Source organism: Klebsiella sp. 141161, assembly GCF_050600815.1.
Lineage (GTDB): Bacteria > Pseudomonadota > Gammaproteobacteria > Enterobacterales > Enterobacteriaceae > Klebsiella > Klebsiella aerogenes.
In genome coordinates this window covers 112,675-133,295 of sequence record NZ_JAQIRN010000009.1, presented here as the reverse complement: position 1 = coordinate 133,295, position 20,621 = coordinate 112,675, and the positions used below count along the sequence as shown (strand labels likewise).

Sequence of the window (20,621 nt, the reverse complement as noted above, 5' to 3'; positions counted from 1 at the left end):
GTGATCCCCTTTGACAGCGCCCAGCTTAGCGAATGGCTCAGCCAGTATTTCTGGCCGCTGCTGCGTATTCTGGCCATCATCAGCACCGCGCCGGTGCTGAGTGAAAAGCAGATAAGCAAAAAGGTGAAAATCGGCCTCGGCGGCCTGATTGCGATACTGATCGCCCCAACGCTGCCCGCCAACGCGATCCCCATTATCTCTGCTGCCGGTTTATGGCTGGCGATTCAGCAGATCCTGATCGGCGCGGCGCTGGGGCTGACGATGCAGCTGGCTTTCGCCGCGGTACGCCTCGCCGGCGAAGTCATCGGCATGCAGATGGGGCTATCGTTCGCCACCTTCTTCGACCCCAGCGGCGGCCCCAATATGCCGGTACTGGCGCGGCTGCTGAACCTGCTGGCAATGCTGCTGTTTTTAAGCTTTGACGGCCACCTGTGGCTGATCTCGCTGCTGGCCGACAGTTTTCATACCCTGCCGATCCAGAGCCAGCCGCTAAACGGTAACGGTTTCCTGGCGCTCGCCCAACTGGGTTCGTTAATCTTTATCAACGGCATGATGCTGGCGTTACCGCTGATTTGTCTGTTGCTCACGCTCAATATCGCCCTGGGTCTGCTCAACCGCATGACGCCGCAGCTATCGGTATTCGTGATCGGGTTTCCGGTGACCATGACCTTTGGCATTATGACCCTCGGCATGATGATGCCTATGCTGGCTCCCTTCTGCGAACATCTGTTTGGCGAAATGTTCGATCGCCTGGCGGCCGTTATCGGCGGTATGACGTTTTAACCCTGCCGTTATTTCCCTCTTTTTCGCCGGACAAAATGGCAATAAAACCCGTTTACTGGGATAAAAGCCTGGAAAAACGTTTTTATTGCTACTAAGGCCCGAATATTCATAGCGGCTTGAATTAAAAAATAGCCACCCTACAATAAAGCCTGAATTTAATTGTTAGTGAATTTTATTTTTTAGAAAATTAAAACCTCGGGAAACGCGGAATATTTTCCTGCGTGGATTTAGTGCATCTTTAATAAAATAAGGAGCGACATCATGATTAAGGCGAAAGGTAACCGTATAGCGCGGCGCATATTAGGCCTGCCCCACTGGGAAAGTAACCGATTTAAAATCGTGCTGGCCGACACCGCCGCTGGCGGAAAATGGAAAGTGGTGAAGAAAAAGAAATAACTCTGACTGGCAATTGAGCCATCCGCAACATAATTGCACATTGCTGTAGCCCCGGTAAGCGCTAGCGCCACCGGGGATTTTGAGGCCACCCACACCGGCAGTTTCAGTTCGCAGTGGTACGTTCCGTAGGTCGGGTAAGGCGTTAGCCGCCACCCGACAAAAATATTCCTGCCGGTTTCCATTCTAAATTTGACCATAGAAGATATAGATATTGCCTGGTTCGGAAAAATAAAAGAGTTAATAATATCGTCAAGGAAAAACAACTCCTCTTTACTCTATAATTATTTTCTTTAAACGAATACACTCACACAGCCTGACGCAACGCCCGAATTCCTTTTCCAGTCTGACGGCGCAGCAACGCAAGCAGCGTTGACACCTCCGAATAACCCACGTCAGCGGTAATCGACTCTATATCTTTCCCCTCGGCAAGCAGCTGCTTTATTCGTTCGACCCGCAATTGCTGAAAAAAAGCCAACGGTGATTTACCCAGCGCGGCTTCCATTCTGCGCTGTAAGGTGCGCGGATGCACGTTAAGCGCGCCGGCAGCCGCCTGCAGGGAAAATCCCTGCGCCAGATGCGCCCGCGACCAGTGCTCAAAGCGGTTTATCAGGTCATCGACATGCGGAGAATAACCTGCCGGCGAGCGGGAAACCTGAGGTTGGCGGGTACCACCCGCCATCGCTGTTATAAGCAAATCCGCAAGCGGCGGGCTGCTCTGGCGAATCAGCCACAGCGCCAGCTCCACATGACCCATCATAGCGCCGGGAAGGATTGGCGGCGCCGCATTGAGCCATGACGTTGTGGCGGCCTGCTCATTGAGCAAACGGCTATCAGCCAGGATGAAGGTATTTAAACAGGCCGCGGCAATTTTAACGCCGTTCTTCGCCATGTTTTGCAAAAACCGCTTAGCGTCAGCAATATCGTGCCAGCCATCCGGTGGCGATTGTCGTGCGTGAACGTTGAGCGCCGGTACCACAATCCAGTCAGGAGAATCCAAACCCGATACCTGATGGGCAGGAATACTCAGCCCATGGGCTGATTTAACCTGCCCGGCCACGGCAATCATCTGTACCTCAAAGCGAGAAATATTCATGCTCTGGCGTCGCGCCATATCATTAGCCGCAGCGAACGTATCCAGCAACGTCGCTAAGCCGGTATCGAACACGCCATCCAGAGTCAGAATATTTATCTTCATGTCGTTAATGGTATTAAAATTGTCATTTTTGCATATGGTTCTATTTTAACCTTAGCCATAGACTTTCCTCTATCGTTATTAATCACCAGAGCCTATTGCCATGAAAAATAACCCCGAACTGATTATCCTTACGTTAATTTGCCTGCTAACGGTTATGATGTGGATCCCCTATATTATTGCCAGAGCCACGCGTGCTAACGCCGCGTCCGCAGCGGGGAGTGCTCATTCGATATCAACCGGTCCAGCGCCCTGGGTGCAGCGTGCGCAAAAGGCGCATGCCAACGCGGTAGAAAACCTGGTTATTTTTGCCCCACTGGTGGTGGTCGCCGCGTTGCTTAACGTCAATAACGCCATAACGTTAATTGCGGCTACAATTTATTTGCTCGCGCGCATCGTCCATTATATTGCGTATACCGCCGGGATCCCCGTTATCCGAACGCTCGCCTTTCAAACCGGTTTTGTCGCGACGGTTACTATTGCGATAGTTATTTTAAGTTCGGTTTTTTGAGGTTAAAAACTCCCGGCATCCGCTGCCAATGCCAGGCTTTGTAGCGCCGTCTTCAGCCATTTGGTTGCTCCTCGCTGCCCGCCGCGTTTATGGGAATAGATCTTCACGGTGAACGGACTTATGGTGAACGGCAAAGGAAAAATCGCGATCGGGGCGGCATGAAGGAACTTCTCTGCGGCATAACGAGGAATCGCCATTAACAGATCGCTTTGCGCCACAATAAACGGCGCGCTGAGCATTGAGGGAGTTTTGAGCGCTATTTGCCGCGTATAGCCTAATTCCTGCAAACGTAAATCCAACACTCCCTGCTTTTCGTTCCACGGCGTGACCACCAGATGCCGCGCGGCGAGATAATCCGCCAGCGTCAGCGCCGTGCGACGGGTATTGCTAATAACCACATACTCATCCTCAAACCAGTCAATTTCGTCCAGTTCATGATGCCGGATATCTTCAGCGGTGCTGAAGCCCAGCGCCAGATCCACCTCCCCCGCCAGCAGCTCCGTCAGTGCCGGGCTATGTGGCAAATAACGGAGCTCAAAACGCAGGCCCGGCGCTTCATGCTGCAGCTTTTGCATCAGCGCAGGGAAAATGCATAACGCGGTGAAATCGGTAATGGCTATCTGGATCCGCTCGGTGCTGTCGGCGGCACTAAACTCTGGCTGTCGCGTGAGTTCCTGATTAAGTAATTTCAATACTGAAGCAATGGAGGGCGCGAGCTGAGTGGCATAGACGCTCGGGCACATCCGATGCCCTTCGCGAAAAAACAACGGATCGTTCAGCGCCACGCGCAGCCGCGACAGCGCGTGACTCAACGCGGAGGTACTCATCGCCAGCTCATCGGCGGCGAGACGAACGGAACTGTGGCGATAGATGGCATCAAAAACGAGCAACAGATTGAGATCGAGGCGTCTGAGCGCCGGATGCATAATATTCATCATTGGGTGATTTCATTGCACTTAATTCTTCTGACAATACCCCCTATGCTTAGCGTCATCAATATCATTAACGTGTGAAAACGACAGGAAAAATGATGAGTATTACGATTAGACAGGCCCGTGCGGATGACGCTTCTGCCATCTACAACATGATTTATGAGCTGGCGGTGTATGAAAAAGCCCCACAGGAAGTGGTTACCACCCCCGAAGAGATCCGCGAAACCCTGTTTGGCGACGATAGTAAGACCGAAGCGCTGATCTGCGAAATTGACGGTAAAACGGCGGGCTATGCCGTGTTCTTCACCAGCTATTCAACCTGGCTCGGACGCAACGGTATTTATATGGAAGATTTGTATATCTCACCGGATTATCGCGGCCAGGGCGCGGGTCGAGCGCTGCTAAAAACCATTGCCCGGTATGCGGTTGCGCGACGCTGCGGACGCCTTGAGTGGAGCGTGCTGGACTGGAACCAGCCGGCCATTGATTTTTACCTCAGTATTGGCGCCGCGGCGCAAAGCGAATGGGTCCGCTATCGCCTCGATGGCGAAGCGCTGTTGAAATTTGCAGAGTAAAGCCGTATTTCCCCGTCAGGAGCTTACGTTTGCAAGATGATGTGGCTGGAGTGGTCGAACCAGATGGCGGCATGGTTGGGCCACGTAGATCGCAGTGGGGACTTTACTCTGCCTGGAGATATCAAACCAAAGCCATGACGGTCAACTACCGACATAATTAGTATCCCGGAAGAATTCTATCAGCGCATGGTTCGTTTTGCCGGGATACTTACAATACCATGTACAACAGGCGTTACCGTACCTTCGCATAAATCGCTATTCTCCCCCTACCTTGCGGCTAAAAAGAACATTTCCTCCACGGGAAGTTAGTAACCCATTGTTACTATGCTGTTTTAGCCCTCTCGCCTCACAAAAACAAATCACGCATTTGACGAATGGGTGCTACTAACGCATACACAAATACCTGTGCTATTCAGTGAGCGGGTTATTTTCCGCGTTCAGGGCAATAATAAAATAAGGAGTCAATTAAGATGATGATATCCCGGAGATCGCTTATCGGCAGCGCCATTGCCAGCAGCGCGCTAATGGCCGTAGCGAGTGGACGTGCGTTTGCGCAAAATGCGCCAGCGCAGGCGGCCGACAATAAGCCGAAGCTGCCTGCGTCAGCGTCGCCGATTTTGCTAAAGAACATCGTTATTGGAACGGCAAGCGCGCCAACGGATGTCCTGATTGCCGAAGGCAAAATAGCCCGTACGGGCCACGCCTTATCCGCCGCGAATGCGCAATCGATAGATTGCACGGGTTGTCTGCTGTTACCCTCTTTCATTGATACCCACGTCCACCTCGACAAAACGCGCTTCGGCGCGCCGGAGCGTCTACACCATATCGCCACCGCCAGCGTAGCGGAACGAGCGGCCAACGAACGCAAACTGCGCGTAGAGCTTAAACATGACCCCTACCTTTATGGCTCCAACCTTGTACGGCAGATGGCGGCAATGGGAACGACGCATCTGCGAAGCCATATCGACATCGACCCGCTTACTAAGCTGTCCGACGTTGAAGCCCTGATGCGCATTCGTGAGGATTTTAAGGGCTACATGAGCATGGAGTTCGTCGCTTTTCCGCAATCAGGGATTATTAAATCGCCAGGCGTTGCGGATTACATGGCTCAGGCGCTGGATATGGGCGTGGAATACATCGGCGGCCTCGACCCGCAGGGTTTTGATAACGACCGCAAAGGCCACCTTGATGTCCTCTTTACCCTGGCGGAAAAGACCGGTAAGCCGATCGATATTCATTTGCACGAGCCGGGTCAGATGGGGCTGGCTTCCATCAAAGAGATTATTGTTCGCGGCAAGGCGCTGGGGATGAAGGATAAAATCACTCTCTCGCACGCGTTTTCACTCGGACAAATATCCGAAAGCGAACTGAACGCCGTTCTGGCCGACATGGCTGACTTAGGCGTCCGCGTTATCGGCACGGCTCCGGGCAATGTCGCATTCCCGCCTATCGAACCACTATTGGATGCCGGAATTCTCTACGCTGCGGCGAACGACAATATTCAGGATATGTGGTCCCCCTGGGGAGATGGCGATCAGCTACAACGTGCGAAAACGTTCGCCTACAGCGCCAATTACCGTGCAGATGCGCCGCTGATGCGCCCCTTCGAGATGATAACGCGTATTCCGGCCCAGCATATTAATCTGCCGAACCACGGGCTGGAACATCTGAAGGAAGGTAACGCCGCCAACCTGGTGGTGCTGGAAGCCAGCGACGTACCGGCAGCGGTGTTATACACGCCGCCGCGCAAGCTGGTATTGAAAGACGGAATTATTATTGGTCGTGACGGTAAGAGCGCGATACCGCAGAAAATCTGAGTTCAGGGGACAATCTACTGCGGGCCGATCGCATTTTCTGGCGGCCCGCAGCGGATCACCCCGGCATGAGATTGAACGGTTAGCAATAATCGGGTAGCATCCGCTCTTTCGGATAAAGAAAATGTCTGTTACCGATTCACTTCTCGCTTTTTCCCTTGCTGCGCTTTTGCTTACCCTGACTCCCGGCCTGGACACGGCACTCATTTTGCGCACCGCCTGTGCTGAAGGTGGTAAAAAAGCATTTCAAGCGGCGCTGGGCATTGATACTGGTTGTTTCATCTGGGGAGCGATTGTTGCACTGGGCCTCGGCGCCCTGCTGGCGGTTTCAACGTTGGCTTACACGATTCTGAAAATCGGCGGAGCCGCCTATCTGAGCTGGCTTGGCATACAGCTTCTGATGCGGCCTCGTTCGTCTTTCAACCACGATAATGGCAGCGTAGCTTCACACAACAACTGGTTTATCAGAGGGATGCTTGGGAATGTGCTTAACCCCAAAATGGGCATATTCTATATCTCGTTTTTGCCTCAGTTTATTCCTGCCGGGCACTCCCCTTTACTATGGACATTTATCCTGGTCAGCATTCACGTCACGATTGGCACTCTCTGGTCAGTGACGCTTATCTTATCCACGCATTTTGCTTCAACCATCCTGAAAAAAAGCAGCGTTGTTAGCATCATGGACAGAGCAACCGGCGGTTTATTTTTGTGTTTTGCGGCTAAACTGGCTATCAGTTCGAGATAATCCTAGCCGATAAATGATGCCCATCTCTGGCATCGCTCGGGAGAGATGCTTTACGCGAGAAACGGAAGCTGGAACTGCCGAAGCCATGCCTATTCACCCGTCCTCTTAGCGCAGACTCCTGCGCTTAACATCAGGCTGGAAAATTTCCCATGATATGTGCTTGATGGTTCAGGGTTTTTTTTATGTTATCGACTCTGACCTTCCTGATATCTGAACTGCGCGAAGATCCATAACGTAAAATCACCTGCTTTAAGTGACTGAATCACGCCAAATACCGATAAGGTCAAGAAGTGAGTAGCGCAGGGTCGTCCATTCACGCTCTGAAACCATTTATGAACATCATATTGCAGAGGATTTAATGGTTGTACATGCATATTTAAGAGCAGGGGTAACAGCAAGGGACCACTTAACTCATACCAGATTTACCTAACAAAGAAGAGCAATTGAATCACATGCAGCACATTATCCTTATAAAAATAGACAAATAGTTTATTAGATCGAATATTAGATTATTCCGAGATTAACATCTTATTTGTGCAATATGAAATCCTGCAACCATCAGAGCCGACAAATGCACTCTGCATCAACTAGTTATGTATATACACCACACAATTCAATGCTTTTTAGCCCCCTTGAAATTCAACGGCTTAAATAAGCAATGCTTTGTAACTCTAAATACTAAACGAGTTGTATAAAAAAGTAATGAACCTAAACTTTTGCATTAGGCGATTCAATGGATAGATGATTACCAATCAAGGTAAAGACACTTGCTGTTAAATGCGAGTCATCTGCTGCATTAAAAAAAAACCGCTATTGATATTAATCAATGGTGCAGGTATGCGTCTTAATAAATATGGTACATCTCTTAGATCAGCATTCCTATAACAGTCATAACGAGAGAGGTTTTTCATTTAAGTATTTTTAATCAAAAAAAACATGTAATGTCTACCGTGGATGTTTCAACTCTGCTTTATGATAAAAACAACCACAACACATCTATAAACTAATAAATTTAAAATGAAGAGGTTTAAATGAGAACATCTAATATTCTGTATGTTATAGCTGGCATTATCTTCATTATGTCAACAACGACTTACGCAAGCGAAAAAGTACCGAAAGGTGCGTTAGTTGTTCGTTACGGCGCCGCAAATATGGATGAGAATTATGAAAATCAGGATGGATACCCTGATAATTTGCAAAATGTTTCGGCTCTTTGCTCCCGAAAAGACTCTGGCGCGAACCAGGATTTAGTAAATGAGTTAATAGGCTCGGATAAGACCCGAAAGAGCATCTGGAAAAAAGCTGGAGCGACTAAAGCCTCAACTTTAATAAATAAAAATGCCAAAATTGAATCAGACCCGCTACCAAAGAATCCGAATCATTGTTTAATCAGTAACATTAGCTTAGCGAATATCAAAGGGACATGGGTTATTTATGTTAACCCCCCAGAGTTAAGTGTTCATGGACAATAACTCGCGGTCTTAAAAGAACTGCATTTGTTGGTATAGAACAAATGATGGGTAGATATATGCCACGGGTTATCATGATTGGACTCTAATGTGTATCTACTATCAATTCAAAAAAAACACTTCACTAATTACGGAGGGGATATGCATTACTGAAAGATGTAATATGCTTATAAACATATATAATTAATGTGATTATTTTTAATTCGAGTGTTTCATTTTCAGCATAAGCGAAGGCTCAAACTATATGGCTAGTAATTTAACAAATAACTTGTCATGTAAGGTTATATCATCATCTACATCTAACCTAAATCAAATGTTTTCATGTTGATTTCATTTGATGTTTAGGAAAAACAATATTATAGGAGTTTGCTATGTTCAATGAAAATGCAGTACAGTCGGCACATGAATATTTCAGAAAAATTTATGATTTAAAAGATGCTGAGATTCTTTCAGAGGATCTTCCGCTTGTTCAAGGGCTTTCTAAGGAGGGCGCTGTTCAATATCAAACATATCAATTTAATGATGCTCCAGAAGCGTTGAAGGAACAGGTCAAAGTAGGCCGTTTATTAATGGAACGCTTCGTAGGTGTAGCCAGTGCAGCTGTTAATAAAAAGGCACCCAGTAGCACCGACAAGTATAATTTCGAGCAATGGCAAGAAGTCACTAAGCATCTTACTAATGCGTTTTTCACAGATCCTGTTTCAGGTGACAGAAGTTTAAATACGTCAGTACAAGGTATTGAGATTGCCAAAAGTGTAATTAACTTTGCATGTAACGTTATAGCAGGCGATGTTACAGCCTTCGCAAATTTCCTGAAGGGATTTGGTGACGGCCTCAGTGCACAAATGAGTAAAACGCAAGCTGCCTATAATTATTTATATGCATATTCTACTCATGATTTATTCAAAGATCAAAGCGGTAACGTATTTTACAAACCTAGCTTTCTTGTATATGGAACTTACTTTAGCCAGGAGCAAAAGAAAATATCTACATCCTGTGCTTCATATAATGAAGTCAACCTTAATTTTGGTGTAAACACAATCGGCGGGACATTTAAAATTGAAGAATACATGAGCAATGATAAGTTTAAGGCGGCAGTTGATGATTTTCTGGATAAATATGAAGGAAAATCAATTAAAGATACAGATTCATACTTTGACGGGATATTTAATAACTCATCCCCTTCTGCATCTTATCAATACAAAAAGTCAGAATAAGCCTATTTACCCAATCAAGGGAGATGATTGACTTATTTAAAAGACTATAAGAGAGTAGGCATTATTTGCCTACTCTTGTTTTTACATAAAGCACGTCTCCGGCGTGTAAAAAGAGTCTGCTGCGATATGCCTGCTATACCAGCATTCGCTGACGGTAAAACGTGTACCAGCAAATACCTATCAAAGTAATGAGCACCATGAAAGTACACTCGCCGCCAGATACAGCCCAATGCCATAGGCCAGGTGCGCGAGCAGGCTCAGCGAACGCGCCAGCCACGGTCGGGGAGTCCGTGAGGCCGCGACGCCAAAACCAAATGCGGGCTGCAGGATCAAGAACGGCGCGAATAAGGTTACGACCCCTGACAGCAGCGCTGTCGCCAGAGTGGGGGCATAAAACCAATCGGCGCCGCTCAACATAAACGGTACAGCCGCAAAAGCGATACCGATTAAATAATGGCATAACCAGCCGGTAAAACGCTCTCCGTGTTGCGGAGGGGTTGCGGTGATGGTGTTATGTCGCACTTTCCCCCGCGAAAGCCATAACGCCCAGCGACCGACCAGCGCATAGTTCAACGGCGCAATTTTGAGTATATGCTTCTGAAAGAGCGACCATAAATCCATGACTAACGTCGCGCCGATCCCCGTTACTAAAATTTGCACAACAACCATGATATTCAATTTCTTCTTCCTTTTTATGCGTCAATGCTACTCTGTCGACGAGTGTGCAACTTAAAGCGAGGTTCAAGTCAATCATGAAAGAACTGGATATCAGCGAGGTCGCGGCGCTTTCCGGCATTGCGCCTTCAGCGCTGCGGTTTTATGAAAAGAAAGGCTTAATCAAGCCGATCGGTCGCCATGGTCTGCGAAGGCAGTACCATGAAAATGTCTTGAGTAAGCTGGAACTGATCGTGCTGGGACAGGCCGCCGGTTTTTCGCTTGCGGAGATAGCCGAGATAGTTAACGCTGACGGCAAGATAGCGATTGATCACCAACGCCTTGAGCAGCGCGCGAAGGAGATTGATAACACCATTCGCCGATTACAGCTGTTAAGTCAGGGGCTAAAACACGCTGCCCGCTGTACTGCGTCGGAACATATGCAATGCCCTGAATTTAAAAAAATTGTGGCAAAGGGCATAAGATTGTTTAAATAAACACTCCAGCACTATGGCTTGATTGATGAGAATTAGCGCATTGAGGCGCAAACCATTATCGCCACGCCTTGTTCTGGAGTACCACCCTGTAGCCATCTGGATCAACGAACGTTTGGCCATTGATATCCCAATAAGGGTTAAAAGAATTCGTCAAGTTAAAGCCTGCTTCGCGCATTCTGGCGCAAGCATCTAACCACCCTTTCTTATCCGGGTAATACAGCACGAGTAGATCCTCCTCCGTCTGCAAGGGTTGTACTGGATGATATTGGCACCAGGTGAATTCTATATGCCAGCCCAATCCCTCTCGCCCTAACATTATTCCATTAAAACCATCGTGATCGTTGAATTCAGCAATTTTGTGTAAGCCCAATCCTTGACAGTACATCAAACAGGACCTTGCAAGATCGGTGACGGGTTTGGCGATACGCATATGAGTAAACATCCGGAATTCTCCTTGAGAGGATATGGTGTGAAGGTTGGGATCCGGTTTGAGTTTACACGCTATGAGGTGGTGAATTTGTCGCTGAGAGCCCCCCACTTCCACCTGATAAAAAAAGGGCACCTCACCCCGCGTACACAGAGAGAACGGGATGTGGTGCCAAGGTGCTAAATGAAAAGTGGTTATTCGTGATTAGCGATTCATCTGAAACAGAGACATGCCCTGCATATCGCTGAAAGTTTTATAAGATGCCTGCAGCGCCGCCTGCTGCATAAAATAAGAAGAGATAGATTCCGCCAGGTCAGCATCGGTCAGGGCGCTCATCTGCAGCTGGTTGGTCATATCACGCTCTTTACCGATGCTATCGAGCTGATCCATTTCCTGCAGCTGGTTGCCCAGCTCGGCGCGCACGCTCAATACCTTGTTGTAGGAGTTATCGAGGCCGCGATTGGCCTTCGCCAGCGCATCGTTCACCTGCTGTTTGGTGGCGTCATCGGCCCCCTGCAGCGGCGTTTTCAACGCTTCCAGCGCAATATCGATACTGGCGAACACATCGGCGACCGGCGCGCTGCCGTCCGGCTCTGGCTTCGGATTGCTGGTCAGCGCCATAAATACCGAATTACCGGTATGGCCGATGGTCATCGTACGGTTGGCGTCAACCTTCTGTTCAACGGTTTTATCGCCGCCCTGATAGCTAATCTTGCCGTTGGTATCGACAAACGGCGGCTTATCATTCTCATAGCCGCCAAACAGGTAGCGTCCGTTGCCGTCGGTACTGTTGGCCTGGTTCAGCAGTTGATCCTTCAGCCCCTGTAGCTGGGTCGCCAGCGAATCGCGGTCGTTATCGCTCTCGGTGCCGCCGGCGTTAACGATCAGCGCCTTGATATCAGAAATCGTCGAGGTGGCTCCGGAAAGCACGGTCTCTTCCATCGATACGCTCTGGCGGGCGAAAGTACGCGCCAGGGTGTACTGATTGTTCTCGGCCTGTGATTGCGACAGCATCACCGCGCGCGATGCCGCCAGCGGATCGTCGGAGGGATTAATCACCTTCTTGCCGGTTGAAAGCTGCTCGGCGGCCTTCATAAACAGCGACTGATTGCCGGTGATGCCGGTCATGTTCTGTTGGTACATCATGCTGGTGCTCATGCGCATGCTGTCAGTTCCTCAATACAATCAACGAATATTCAGCAGCGCGTCGAACAGCGAGCTGGCGGTCTGGATCACCTGGGCGTTCGCCATGTAGTACTGCTGGAAACGCAGGAGCTCGCCATACTCTTCGTCGAGGTTTACCCCGGAGAGCGACTGCTGTTGACGGGCCAGTTGGGTGACGATACTGGACTGCGATTCGCTGCTCACCTTCGCGGCGGCGGTCTGGTTGCCCACGCCGCTGACGATCCCGGCGTAGGCGCCGCTAAGCGTCGCTTTGCCATCCACCAGGTTTTTGGTCTGCAGATCGAGCAGTTTTTTAGCGTTATCGTTATCGCCGCGGCCGCTGTCATCTTTACCGGCGGCGGCGATTTTCGCTGAATCGGTAATCGCCACTTTCAGGTTGCCCGCCACGTCGCTGACCGGCTTCACCGTAAAGCTATCTTTCTGCTGCGGGTTGCCATCAATGCTGACTTCGAGACCATCAAAGCTCAGCGTCGGGTTACCGTCTGCATCTTTACCGGCGGTGGCGTTGACTTTGACGTTGTCCGGCAGACGGCTGACCTGCCAGTTGGCGCCGTCATACTCCACGCGGTAGTCGTTGGCTTTTACCTTGCTGGTATCGGTATACGAGACCGACAGCGAGGCATCTCCGGTATTGCGCGTATTATCAACCACCCGCGCGCCGCTGAAGCTGAAGAAATCGCCCCCCTGCTCACCGTTGAGATCGAAGCCCTCGCGGTGCTGTTGGTTAAAGCTATCGGCCATCGCCAGCGCCAGTTGCCCAAGCTGATTGCGCACGCCGTCCAGCGTCTCGCTGCGAAAACGCAGCACGCCGCTCAGGCTGCCGCTGGTGATTTGCCCTTCCGGTACTTCGCTGGCGCCACTGCCGCGGTTATAGCCGAGAGTCAGGCGCGAAGGATCGCTGCTGGAAGGGATCGCTTCCACCTGATAGCTGTTGTTGCCCTGCACCAGGGTCAGGCCGTTGGCGAAGGAGACGGTATAGGCGTCGCCGTCCTGCTGGGTTACCTGAACGCCCACCAGTTGGTTGAGTTCGCTGACCAGCTGATCGCGCTGATCGAGCAGCGCGTTCGGTTCGCCGCTGGCGCTGCCGCGCAGGCGGGTAATCTCATCGTTAAGACGGGCAATCTGCTGGCTATAGCTGTTAATCTGCTGGGCGGTGTCGTTAATCTGCTGATTAACGCCGCTGTCCATGTCGCGCAGATATTTATCGGTATTATTAAACTGGTTGACCAGGCCGTTAGCCTTACCCAGTACCGTCTGTCGCGCCGCGTCGTCACCGGCGTTGTTCACCAGGTTCTGCAAATTGGTGAAAAAATCCTGCAGGCTCCCCGAGAGGGTATTAGTTTTGCTGGCCAGCAGGTTATCGATCTGCGAAATCTTTTCGTAGTAGGCGTTCTGCGAACCGGCCGCGCTCTGCGCGCCGCGCAACTGGTTGGTGATGAACTGGTTATATTCGCGGTTCACGCTGGTCACGGTCACGCCGTTACCGATAAAACCGTTCATGGTGGCCAGGCCACCGTTTTGGGCCAGAATCGCCGTCTGCCGGTTATAACCCGCCACGTTGTAGTTAGAGATATTGTTGCTGACGGTACTGAGCGCCACCTGCGCCGCATTCAGTCCGCTCATCGCCGTATTGATTAAGCTATTGGACATCAGGGTTCCTTATGCTGCCAAGTCAATTCGCTCAGCTTGCCCTTGTTATCGGTCAGAGAAGTAAAAACTTGAGTAAATCTGCCTGCAAAATTCCGCAACCGCTTTTATGCCGGATGGCGCTACGCTTATCCGGCCTACGCGCTGTGCGATTTGGTAGCCCGGAGAAGGCGCGACCTTCGAACCTAGAACAGATCGTTAATATCCGCGGCATAGGCTTTCACCGCCTGCGCCCCGGCGTGCTTCATCTGCTGAATCACGCTGACCAGCTTGCTGGCGTATTGCGGGTCGGTGGCGTAGCCCGCGCGCTGCAGCTCGTGCGCCGCCTGCTCCGGAGTGGACGCTTCGGCAACCGAGGCATAGCGCGGGTTGTTGGTCAGCAGCTTGACGTAATCAGCAATCGCCGAGAAGTACGAATCGTAGACGCGGAATTTGGCCTTCACCTTCTTCGCCACCCCCTGTTCAAACTCAGTGGTGGTGATCTCGGTAACCGGCCCCTTCCAGTTGCCCCCGGCTTTAATACCAAACAGGTTGTAGCTCGGCGAGCCGTCGGCGGTCGGGATTTCGCGCTGCCCCCAGCCGGATTCCAGCGCCGCCTGGGCGACAATCAGCTGATGCGGGATCCCGCTGCGCTCACTGGCGGCGCGCGCCGGCATTGACAGACGGGCAACGAAATTGCCGTTGTTGAGCGATAGCGGCGCGGCGACCGGCGGCGCTTTCGGCACCGCCCGGCGGATCATCTGCTCCAGCGCCTGATTCGGCAGCGTCTGCAGCACCTCATTATCCAGCGCCATCGGCGCGGTGCCCGCCGTTTCGCTGGGGACCGCGTTGGCGTTGCTCATCTGCTTGACCATCATGTCGGCCAGCCCTAATCCCTTTTGCGACATCTGCTGAGCAATCTGCTGATCGTACATCGAGGTGTAGAGCCGGGTCTGGTCGCTGCTGAGTACGCCATCCTGTGGTAGCGCGGCGCGCATGCTCTTTAGCATCATCTGTACAAACATGCCTTCGACCTGCTGCGCCACCTGCTTGAGGTTGCCCTGCGGATCGGCGGCGGCATCGCGCTTCAGGCTGTTCAGCGCCTGGGCGTCATAGGCGGCGCCCGACATCGCCATAACATCGCTGGCCATTAGATAATTTCCAGTTTGGCGCGCAGGCAGCCGGCGCTTTGCATGGCTTGCAGAATCGACATCAGGTCGATTGGCGTCGCTCCCAGCGCGTTCAGCGCGCGCACCACGTTGTTGAGGTTGGCGCTGGCGTTGATTTTCTGCAGTGAACCGCCCTGCTGCTGCATTGAAATCTGGGTATTTGGCGTTACCACCGTCTGGCCGCCGCCAAACGGCGTCGTCGGCTGGCTGACGCTGGTTTGTCTATCGACCACCACCGACAGGTTGCCCTGAGCCACCGCGCAGGAATCAAGGATCACCTCGCGATTCATCACCACCGAACCGGTACGCGAGTTGATGATCACTTTGGCGTCCATGGCGCCAACGTTAACGTTGATATTCTGGATCTCGGCGAGGAAACGCACCTGCGAGCTATTGCCCTGCGGCACCAGTACCTGAATGGTACGCGCATCGAGCGGCGATGCGGTGCCGCCGCCGCGCTGGCGGTTAATCGCATCGCTAATCTGCTGCGCGAGGGTGAAATCTTCATCATTGAGCTGCAGGTTGAGCACCCCACCGCTGCCGAACGTGGTCGGCAGTTCGCGCTCGATGGTGGCGCCGTTGCTGATGCGTCCGCCAGCCAACTGATTGACCTGTACGCTGCTGCCGCCCGCCGCCGCGCCGGCGCCGCCCACCAGCACGTTGCCCTGCGCCAGCGCATAAACCTGGTTATCCACCCCTTTGAGCGGCGTCATCAGCAAGGTCCCGCCGCGCAGGCTTTTGGCGTTGCCCATTGATGAGACCACCACATCGATATTCTGCCCCGCGCGCGCGAAAGGCGGCAGCTTCGCCGTGACCATCACCGCGGCGACGTTCTTAAGCTGCATGTTGGTGCCCGGCGGCACGGTAATACCGAGCTGCGATAGCATGTTGCTCAGGCTTTGGGTGGTAAACGGCGTTTGCATGGTCTGGTCGCCGGAGCCGTCGAGCCCCACCACCAGGCCGTAGCCGATTAAGGCGTTATCTCGCACGCCCTGTACCGTCACCAGATCGCGAATACGCTCCGCCGTCGCCGGTAAGCTGGCCGCGCCGATTAATAGCGCAATGATGAGTTTTTTAACCATGTGAATCTCTTTTCAGTAACAGCGCAAATGGCCCGCTCATTAGTATGGGGAGACGTTGAGGAAGAACCGCTGCAGCCAGCCCATCGTCTGCGCTTCATTGATGTAGCCGTTGCCGACATACTCGATGCGCGCGTCCGCCACCTGCGTTGAGGTAACCGAGTTGCTACCGCTGATGGTGCGCGGGTTAACCACCCCGGAGAAGCGGATGAACTCGGTGCCCTGGTTAATGGCGATCTGTTTTTCCCCCACCACGTGCAGGTTGCCGTTGCTCAACACCTGATTAACGGTGACGGTAATGGTGCCGTTGAAGGTGTTATTGGCGTTCGCCCCGCCTTTACCGCCGAAACTGTTATCGCCGGAAATATCCATATCGGCACGGGCGTTGCCCAGCAGGCCGTCTAAGTAGCGCGGCGCGGTGGCGACGCCAAACTTGCTGGAACCGTTACGGCTGGCATTGGCGGAAGAACTCTTGCTGGCGCTGACGTTTTCCTGCAGCACAATAGTCAACGTGTCGCCAACATTGCGCGGGCGGCGGTCTTCGAACAGCGGCTGATAGCCGTAGTTCATCGGCTGCGCAGCCTGAAAAATTGAGCCGTTCGGTACCGGCGCGGTCGGCGGCGCGGGCTGCGCCGAGGTCGAACCATCGACCAACGGTTTATGCGGAATGTACGCGCAGCCGCTCAGCGTCAGCATCACCATGCCCGCCAGCAAGCGTTGTCCCTGGCGCGGCAGGGTGGCCATCGAATGTGTGGTTACCACGGGGTATCGCCTTTGTTACACCAAAAAAGCGACGGGCGCGGCAGGCGACGCCCGTCATCAAACATTACAGCTGGGTCAGTTTCTGCAGCATCTGATCCGACGTCGAAACCGCTTTGCTGTTGATCTCATAGGCGCGCTGGGTCTGGATCATATTAACGAGCTCTTCCGCCACGTTGACGTTAGAGGTCTCCACATAACCCTGGTAGAGCATACCGGCGCCGTTCAGGCCCGGTGTGCTCTCATTCGGCGCGCCGGAGCTCTCAGTTTCCTGGTAGAGGTTCTCGCCCACGCTTTCAAGGCCGCTGTCGTTAATAAAGGTGGTTAACGTCAGTTGCCCGACCTGCTGGGCGGCAGTCTGACCCTGCTGGGTGACGCTCACGATGCCATCGCGGGCGATGGTAATGGTCAACGCGTTGGCCGGAATAGTGATCGCCGGCTGCACCTGGAAGCCGCTGGCGGTCACCAGTTGGCCGTTCTGATCGATCTGGAACGAGCCGTCGCGGGTGTAAGCCTGGCTGCCGTCCGGCAGCAGCACCTGGAAGAAGCCCTGGCCTTTAATCGCCACGTCTTTGCTGTTGTTGGTCTGCGACAGGTTGCCCTGGCTATGCAGACGCTCGGTGGCGACCGGGCGCACGCCGGTACCGATCTGCAGGCCGGAAGGCAGCGTGGTCTGCTCGGAGGACTGCGCCCCCGGCTGGCGCATGGTCTGATACAGCAGATCTTCAAACACCGCGCGCTGGCGTTTAAAACCGTTGGTGCTGACGTTCGCCAGGTTGTTGGCGATCACGTCCATATTGGTCTGCTGCGCATCAAGACCGGTTTTCGCAATCCATAAAGAGGGAATCATTGGTTATTTCCTTTGGCCGCGGGCCGACTGGCTATCAGCTTACTGACAGCAGAGAATTCGCCCGCTGTTCGTTCTCATCCACGCTGTGGATGACCTTCATTTGCATTTCAAAGCGACGGGCGTTGGCGATCATATCGACCATGGTCTCCATCGGCTTGACGTTACTGCCCTCCAGCACGCCGGGCATGACCCGCACCTGCGGGTCGTTAGCCAACAAGTTGCCGCGGCGCTGCTGGGTTTCCGGGGTCAGGCGGAACAGGCCGTCATCGCCGCGCATTACTTCGCGCGCGTCGGCTTTCACCAGCTTCAGGCGGCCAATTTGCGCGATGGTGTTCGGCGGGTCGCCGGGATTCAGCGCCGAAATGGTGCCGTCGGCGGCGATAGTGATTTCCGCCGATGGCGGTACCTCAATCGGCCCGCCGTCGCCCTGCAGCGGCATTCCCTGCACCGTCAACTGACCGTTAGCTGAAACCTGAATGCTGCCGTTGCGGGTATAGGCTTCGCCGCCGCCCGGCAGGCTGAGTGCCAGAAAACCGTCCTGCTGCAGCGCCACATCCAGCGGGCGCCCGGTGTAGTTCAGCGCCCCCTGGCTCATATCGGCGCCCGGCGTCGAGGCCGCCACCAGCGTGCGGGTGGCGAGGCTCGGCCCGTCAACCGGCACCGCGCGTAGCGCGGCGAGCTGGGCGCGAAAGCCCGGCGTCGAGGCGTTGGCGAGATTGTTGGCGGTAATCGACTGTTGCTCCAGCGTCTGGCGCGCGGCGCCCATCGCGGTATAAATCGCGTGATCCATAACTCAGTTCCGTTAGCGCAGGCTGACCAGCGTCTGCAGGATCGAATCCTGCGTCTTGATGGTCTGGGCGTTGGACTGATAGTTACGCTGGGCGACAATCATGTTCACCAGCTCCTGGCTCAGGTCGACGTTGGACGATTCCAGCGCGCCGCTGGTCAGTTTGCCAAAACCGCCGCCGCCGGAGAGTCCCACGCGTGGCTGGCCGGACGCGCCGGTCTCCTGCCAGACGTTATCGCCCTGCGACGCCAGACCTTCCGGGTTGGAGAAGTTGGCCATCACAATCTGCCCCAGGACCTGGGTCTGCTGGTTGGAGTAGATACCGACGACGGTACCGTCATCGTTAATCTGGAAGTTGGTGTATTCGCCGGCGGCATAACCATCCTGCGCCACTTTACTCACCGAATCGCTACCGACGTTCTGCTGCATACTCCCGGCGAAGCTAAGCGTGAAGTTCTGCGCCGGTGCGCCGTCTTTCGCGCTCATCGGAATGGTCATGCTGAACTCGCCCGCCTGGCCGTTAACGCTCACCAGGTTGCCGCTGGTATTGAACTCCATGGTGCCCGCGCTGACCGCAGCCGCGCTGCCGTCCTGGGTATAGACCTGCCATTTGTTATCGTCGGTTTTCACGAAATAGGCGTTGATGTTGTGGGCGTTACCCAGCGAATCGTAGGCGGTGATGGTGTTGACGTAGTTGTAGCTATCCTGCTTCGCCGGGTCGAAGGTCTTGTTCTCCGGCACTTTATGCGTCGACTTCAGGTTGGCGACCATTTCACCGGAAGTCGACGCTTTGGCGTTCATCATCCCTTCCGGTATGCTCAGCGGTACCGGGTTGGCGCCCTGCTGAATGGTCGGCGGCGTGCCGGCGGCCGGATAGCCGGTAAGCTGCAGCCCCTGCATATTGGTCAGATTGCGGTTTTCGTCCAGCTTAAACTGACCGTTGCGGGTATAGAAAATACCGCCGTCTTTATCCTGCATGCGGAAGAAGCCGTTGCCGTTAATCGCCACATCCAGCGCGCGGCTGGTGCCGGTAGTGGTGCCGCCTTTAAAGTTCTGGGTGATCCCGGAAACTTTAACCCCCAGCCCGACCTGCGAACCGGCGAACATATCGGCGAACGACACGCTGCCGGATTTAAAACCCGCGGTCGCGGAGTTAGCGATATTGTTGCCAATCACGTCGAGATTGGTGGCCGCCGCATTTAAGCCGCTGACTGCCTGAGAAAAGGCCATGTTACTCTCCAAATATTGAGGATATCGATAAAATCAGGTGCGAATTACAGGATCTGCCGCACTTCCTCGAGGCTGGCGTTACCGGCCAGGCCGAGATCCAGCTTCGCGCCGTTGCTGTCGTTAATCACGCCGTTAACCATGCCGAAATGCAGGCTGCGCGCCACCAACTGCTCGCCGTTGCCCTTGGCGTTAATCGCCACTTTATAGGCACCGTCCGGCGCGGCGGTACCATCATCCAGCGAGCCGTCCCAGGTGAAGGCGTGCACACCGGCGGTGAGGCCGCCAATCTCAATGGTCCGCACCACCTGGCCGTTGGCGTTGGTGATGGTTGCCGTCACCCGATCGGCGGCCCGTTCCAGCTCGACGCCAAACGGCGTGGTGCTGACCTGGCCTTCTTTGCTGCCGACCAGAATGTTATTACCCGGTACCATCACGCCGTGGCCGATCAGCGCGCTGGCCTGCAGCGACTGGTTGCTGTTGATCTGCCCGGAGATCGCGCCAAGGGTGGTGTTGAGTTTTTCGATGCCTTGTACGGTATTAATCTGCGCCAGCTGCGAGGTCAGCTCGTTGTTCTGCATCGGGTTGGTCGGGTCCTGATTTTTCAACTGCGCCACCAGCAACGTCAGGAAGCTGTTATGCAGATCCTGACTGGTGCTGCTTTTGCTGGCGGAATCAAGAACCGCGTTATTGGTCGATTCATTGGTGGTTGCGGCGATAGCCATCG

The 20,621-nt window shown here is 53.3% G+C and carries 22 protein-coding genes; 9 read left to right on the top strand and 13 right to left on the bottom strand.

Features of this window, described 5'->3' with window-relative positions; all coding sequences use genetic code 11:
- Nucleotides 1-783 (top strand): flagellar biosynthetic protein FliR, encoded by a 783-nt coding sequence (fliR, locus tag PGR79_RS20920; RefSeq protein WP_430922445.1) that lies wholly within the window; start codon nucleotides 1-3, stop codon nucleotides 781-783.
- A gap of 261 nt (nucleotides 784-1,044) precedes the next feature.
- On the top strand, nucleotides 1,045-1,179 hold the full coding sequence (gene sra, locus PGR79_RS20915; RefSeq protein WP_015367304.1) for a stationary-phase-induced ribosome-associated protein: 135 nt from the start codon (nucleotides 1,045-1,047) through the stop codon (nucleotides 1,177-1,179).
- Between the two features lie 304 nt (nucleotides 1,180-1,483).
- On the opposite strand, the gene PGR79_RS20910 is transcribed toward sra, so the two are convergent.
- Entirely contained in the window at nucleotides 1,484-2,374 is an 891-nt protein-coding gene (locus PGR79_RS20910) for a helix-turn-helix domain-containing protein (protein ID WP_113374254.1), read from the bottom strand.
- A gap of 100 nt (nucleotides 2,375-2,474) precedes the next feature.
- On the opposite strand from PGR79_RS20910, the gene PGR79_RS20905 reads away from it, so the two are divergent.
- Nucleotides 2,475-2,882 (top strand): MAPEG family protein, encoded by a 408-nt coding sequence (locus tag PGR79_RS20905; RefSeq protein WP_113374255.1) that lies wholly within the window; start codon nucleotides 2,475-2,477, stop codon nucleotides 2,880-2,882.
- A gap of 2 nt (nucleotides 2,883-2,884) precedes the next feature.
- Here the strand turns inward: PGR79_RS20905 and PGR79_RS20900 are convergent, their stop codons facing one another.
- Complete coding sequence (locus PGR79_RS20900) at nucleotides 2,885-3,820, bottom strand: LysR family transcriptional regulator (protein WP_087858092.1); 936 nt, start codon at nucleotides 3,818-3,820, stop codon at nucleotides 2,885-2,887.
- 92 nt (nucleotides 3,821-3,912) lie between these two features.
- Between PGR79_RS20900 and PGR79_RS20895 the strand changes: the two genes are divergently transcribed.
- The 5 genes from PGR79_RS20895 to PGR79_RS20875 all read left to right on the top strand — a co-directional run bounded on the left by PGR79_RS20895 (nucleotide 3,913) and on the right by PGR79_RS20875 (nucleotide 9,634).
- A complete protein-coding gene (locus PGR79_RS20895) occupies nucleotides 3,913-4,389 on the top strand; it encodes a GNAT family N-acetyltransferase (RefSeq protein ID WP_087858093.1) in 477 nt (158 codons plus the stop codon).
- Nucleotides 4,390-4,859: 470 nt separating this feature from the next.
- Complete coding sequence (locus tag PGR79_RS20890) at nucleotides 4,860-6,206, top strand: amidohydrolase (protein ID WP_113374257.1); 1,347 nt, start codon at nucleotides 4,860-4,862, stop codon at nucleotides 6,204-6,206.
- 121 nt (nucleotides 6,207-6,327) lie between these two features.
- Entirely contained in the window at nucleotides 6,328-6,948 is a 621-nt protein-coding gene (locus PGR79_RS20885) for a LysE family translocator (protein WP_087858095.1), read from the top strand.
- A 1,031-nt stretch (nucleotides 6,949-7,979) separates the two neighbouring features.
- Nucleotides 7,980-8,420 carry a hypothetical protein gene (locus PGR79_RS20880; protein WP_087858096.1) on the top strand — a complete coding sequence of 147 codons (441 nt, stop codon included), beginning with the start codon at nucleotides 7,980-7,982 and terminating at the stop codon, nucleotides 8,418-8,420.
- A gap of 368 nt (nucleotides 8,421-8,788) precedes the next feature.
- Nucleotides 8,789-9,634 (top strand): hypothetical protein, encoded by an 846-nt coding sequence (locus tag PGR79_RS20875; RefSeq protein WP_113374258.1) that lies wholly within the window; start codon nucleotides 8,789-8,791, stop codon nucleotides 9,632-9,634.
- Between the two features lie 180 nt (nucleotides 9,635-9,814).
- Here PGR79_RS20875 and PGR79_RS20870 read toward each other — a convergent pair whose 3' ends face one another.
- Nucleotides 9,815-10,312: a DUF2938 domain-containing protein gene (locus PGR79_RS20870; RefSeq protein ID WP_113374259.1), complete on the bottom strand. Its 498-nt coding sequence runs from the start codon at nucleotides 10,310-10,312 to the stop codon at nucleotides 9,815-9,817.
- Nucleotides 10,313-10,386: 74 nt separating this feature from the next.
- Here PGR79_RS20870 and PGR79_RS20865 point away from each other — a divergent pair, with 74 nt between their 5' ends.
- Nucleotides 10,387-10,785: a helix-turn-helix domain-containing protein gene (locus tag PGR79_RS20865; protein WP_113374260.1), complete on the top strand. Its 399-nt coding sequence runs from the start codon at nucleotides 10,387-10,389 to the stop codon at nucleotides 10,783-10,785.
- A 55-nt stretch (nucleotides 10,786-10,840) separates the two neighbouring features.
- On the opposite strand, the gene PGR79_RS20860 is transcribed toward PGR79_RS20865, so the two are convergent.
- From PGR79_RS20860 to flgD, 10 genes are all read right to left on the bottom strand, one after another.
- A complete protein-coding gene (locus PGR79_RS20860; RefSeq protein ID WP_087858100.1) occupies nucleotides 10,841-11,227 on the bottom strand; it encodes a VOC family protein in 387 nt (128 codons plus the stop codon).
- A 189-nt stretch (nucleotides 11,228-11,416) separates the two neighbouring features.
- A complete protein-coding gene (flgL, locus tag PGR79_RS20855) occupies nucleotides 11,417-12,376 on the bottom strand; it encodes a flagellar hook-associated protein FlgL (RefSeq protein WP_087858101.1) in 960 nt (319 codons plus the stop codon).
- 21 nt (nucleotides 12,377-12,397) lie between these two features.
- On the bottom strand, nucleotides 12,398-14,047 hold the full coding sequence (flgK, locus tag PGR79_RS20850) for a flagellar hook-associated protein FlgK (RefSeq protein WP_430922441.1): 1,650 nt from the start codon (nucleotides 14,045-14,047) through the stop codon (nucleotides 12,398-12,400).
- A gap of 182 nt (nucleotides 14,048-14,229) precedes the next feature.
- Complete coding sequence (gene flgJ, locus PGR79_RS20845; RefSeq protein ID WP_113374261.1) at nucleotides 14,230-15,174, bottom strand: flagellar assembly peptidoglycan hydrolase FlgJ; 945 nt, start codon at nucleotides 15,172-15,174, stop codon at nucleotides 14,230-14,232.
- Nucleotides 15,174-16,274 (bottom strand): flagellar basal body P-ring protein FlgI, encoded by a 1,101-nt coding sequence (locus PGR79_RS20840; RefSeq protein ID WP_015367323.1) that lies wholly within the window; start codon nucleotides 16,272-16,274, stop codon nucleotides 15,174-15,176. Before PGR79_RS20840 ends, flgJ begins: the two co-directional genes overlap by 1 nt.
- A gap of 39 nt (nucleotides 16,275-16,313) precedes the next feature.
- Complete coding sequence (gene flgH, locus PGR79_RS20835; protein ID WP_015367324.1) at nucleotides 16,314-17,015, bottom strand: flagellar basal body L-ring protein FlgH; 702 nt, start codon at nucleotides 17,013-17,015, stop codon at nucleotides 16,314-16,316.
- Between the two features lie 82 nt (nucleotides 17,016-17,097).
- The gene (gene flgG / locus PGR79_RS20830; protein ID WP_015367325.1) at nucleotides 17,098-17,880 is read right to left on the bottom strand and encodes a flagellar basal-body rod protein FlgG; all 783 of its coding nucleotides are present in this window, start codon (nucleotides 17,878-17,880) and stop codon (nucleotides 17,098-17,100) included.
- Between the two features lie 34 nt (nucleotides 17,881-17,914).
- Nucleotides 17,915-18,670: a flagellar basal body rod protein FlgF gene (locus PGR79_RS20825; RefSeq protein WP_015704934.1), complete on the bottom strand. Its 756-nt coding sequence runs from the start codon at nucleotides 18,668-18,670 to the stop codon at nucleotides 17,915-17,917.
- 12 nt (nucleotides 18,671-18,682) lie between these two features.
- Nucleotides 18,683-19,897, bottom strand: a complete 1,215-nt coding sequence (gene flgE, locus PGR79_RS20820) for a flagellar hook protein FlgE (RefSeq protein ID WP_015367327.1) — start codon at nucleotides 19,895-19,897, stop codon at nucleotides 18,683-18,685.
- Between the two features lie 44 nt (nucleotides 19,898-19,941).
- Nucleotides 19,942-20,619: a flagellar hook assembly protein FlgD gene (flgD, locus tag PGR79_RS20815; RefSeq protein WP_113374262.1), complete on the bottom strand. Its 678-nt coding sequence runs from the start codon at nucleotides 20,617-20,619 to the stop codon at nucleotides 19,942-19,944.
- Nucleotides 20,620-20,621 lie beyond the last annotated feature (2 nt).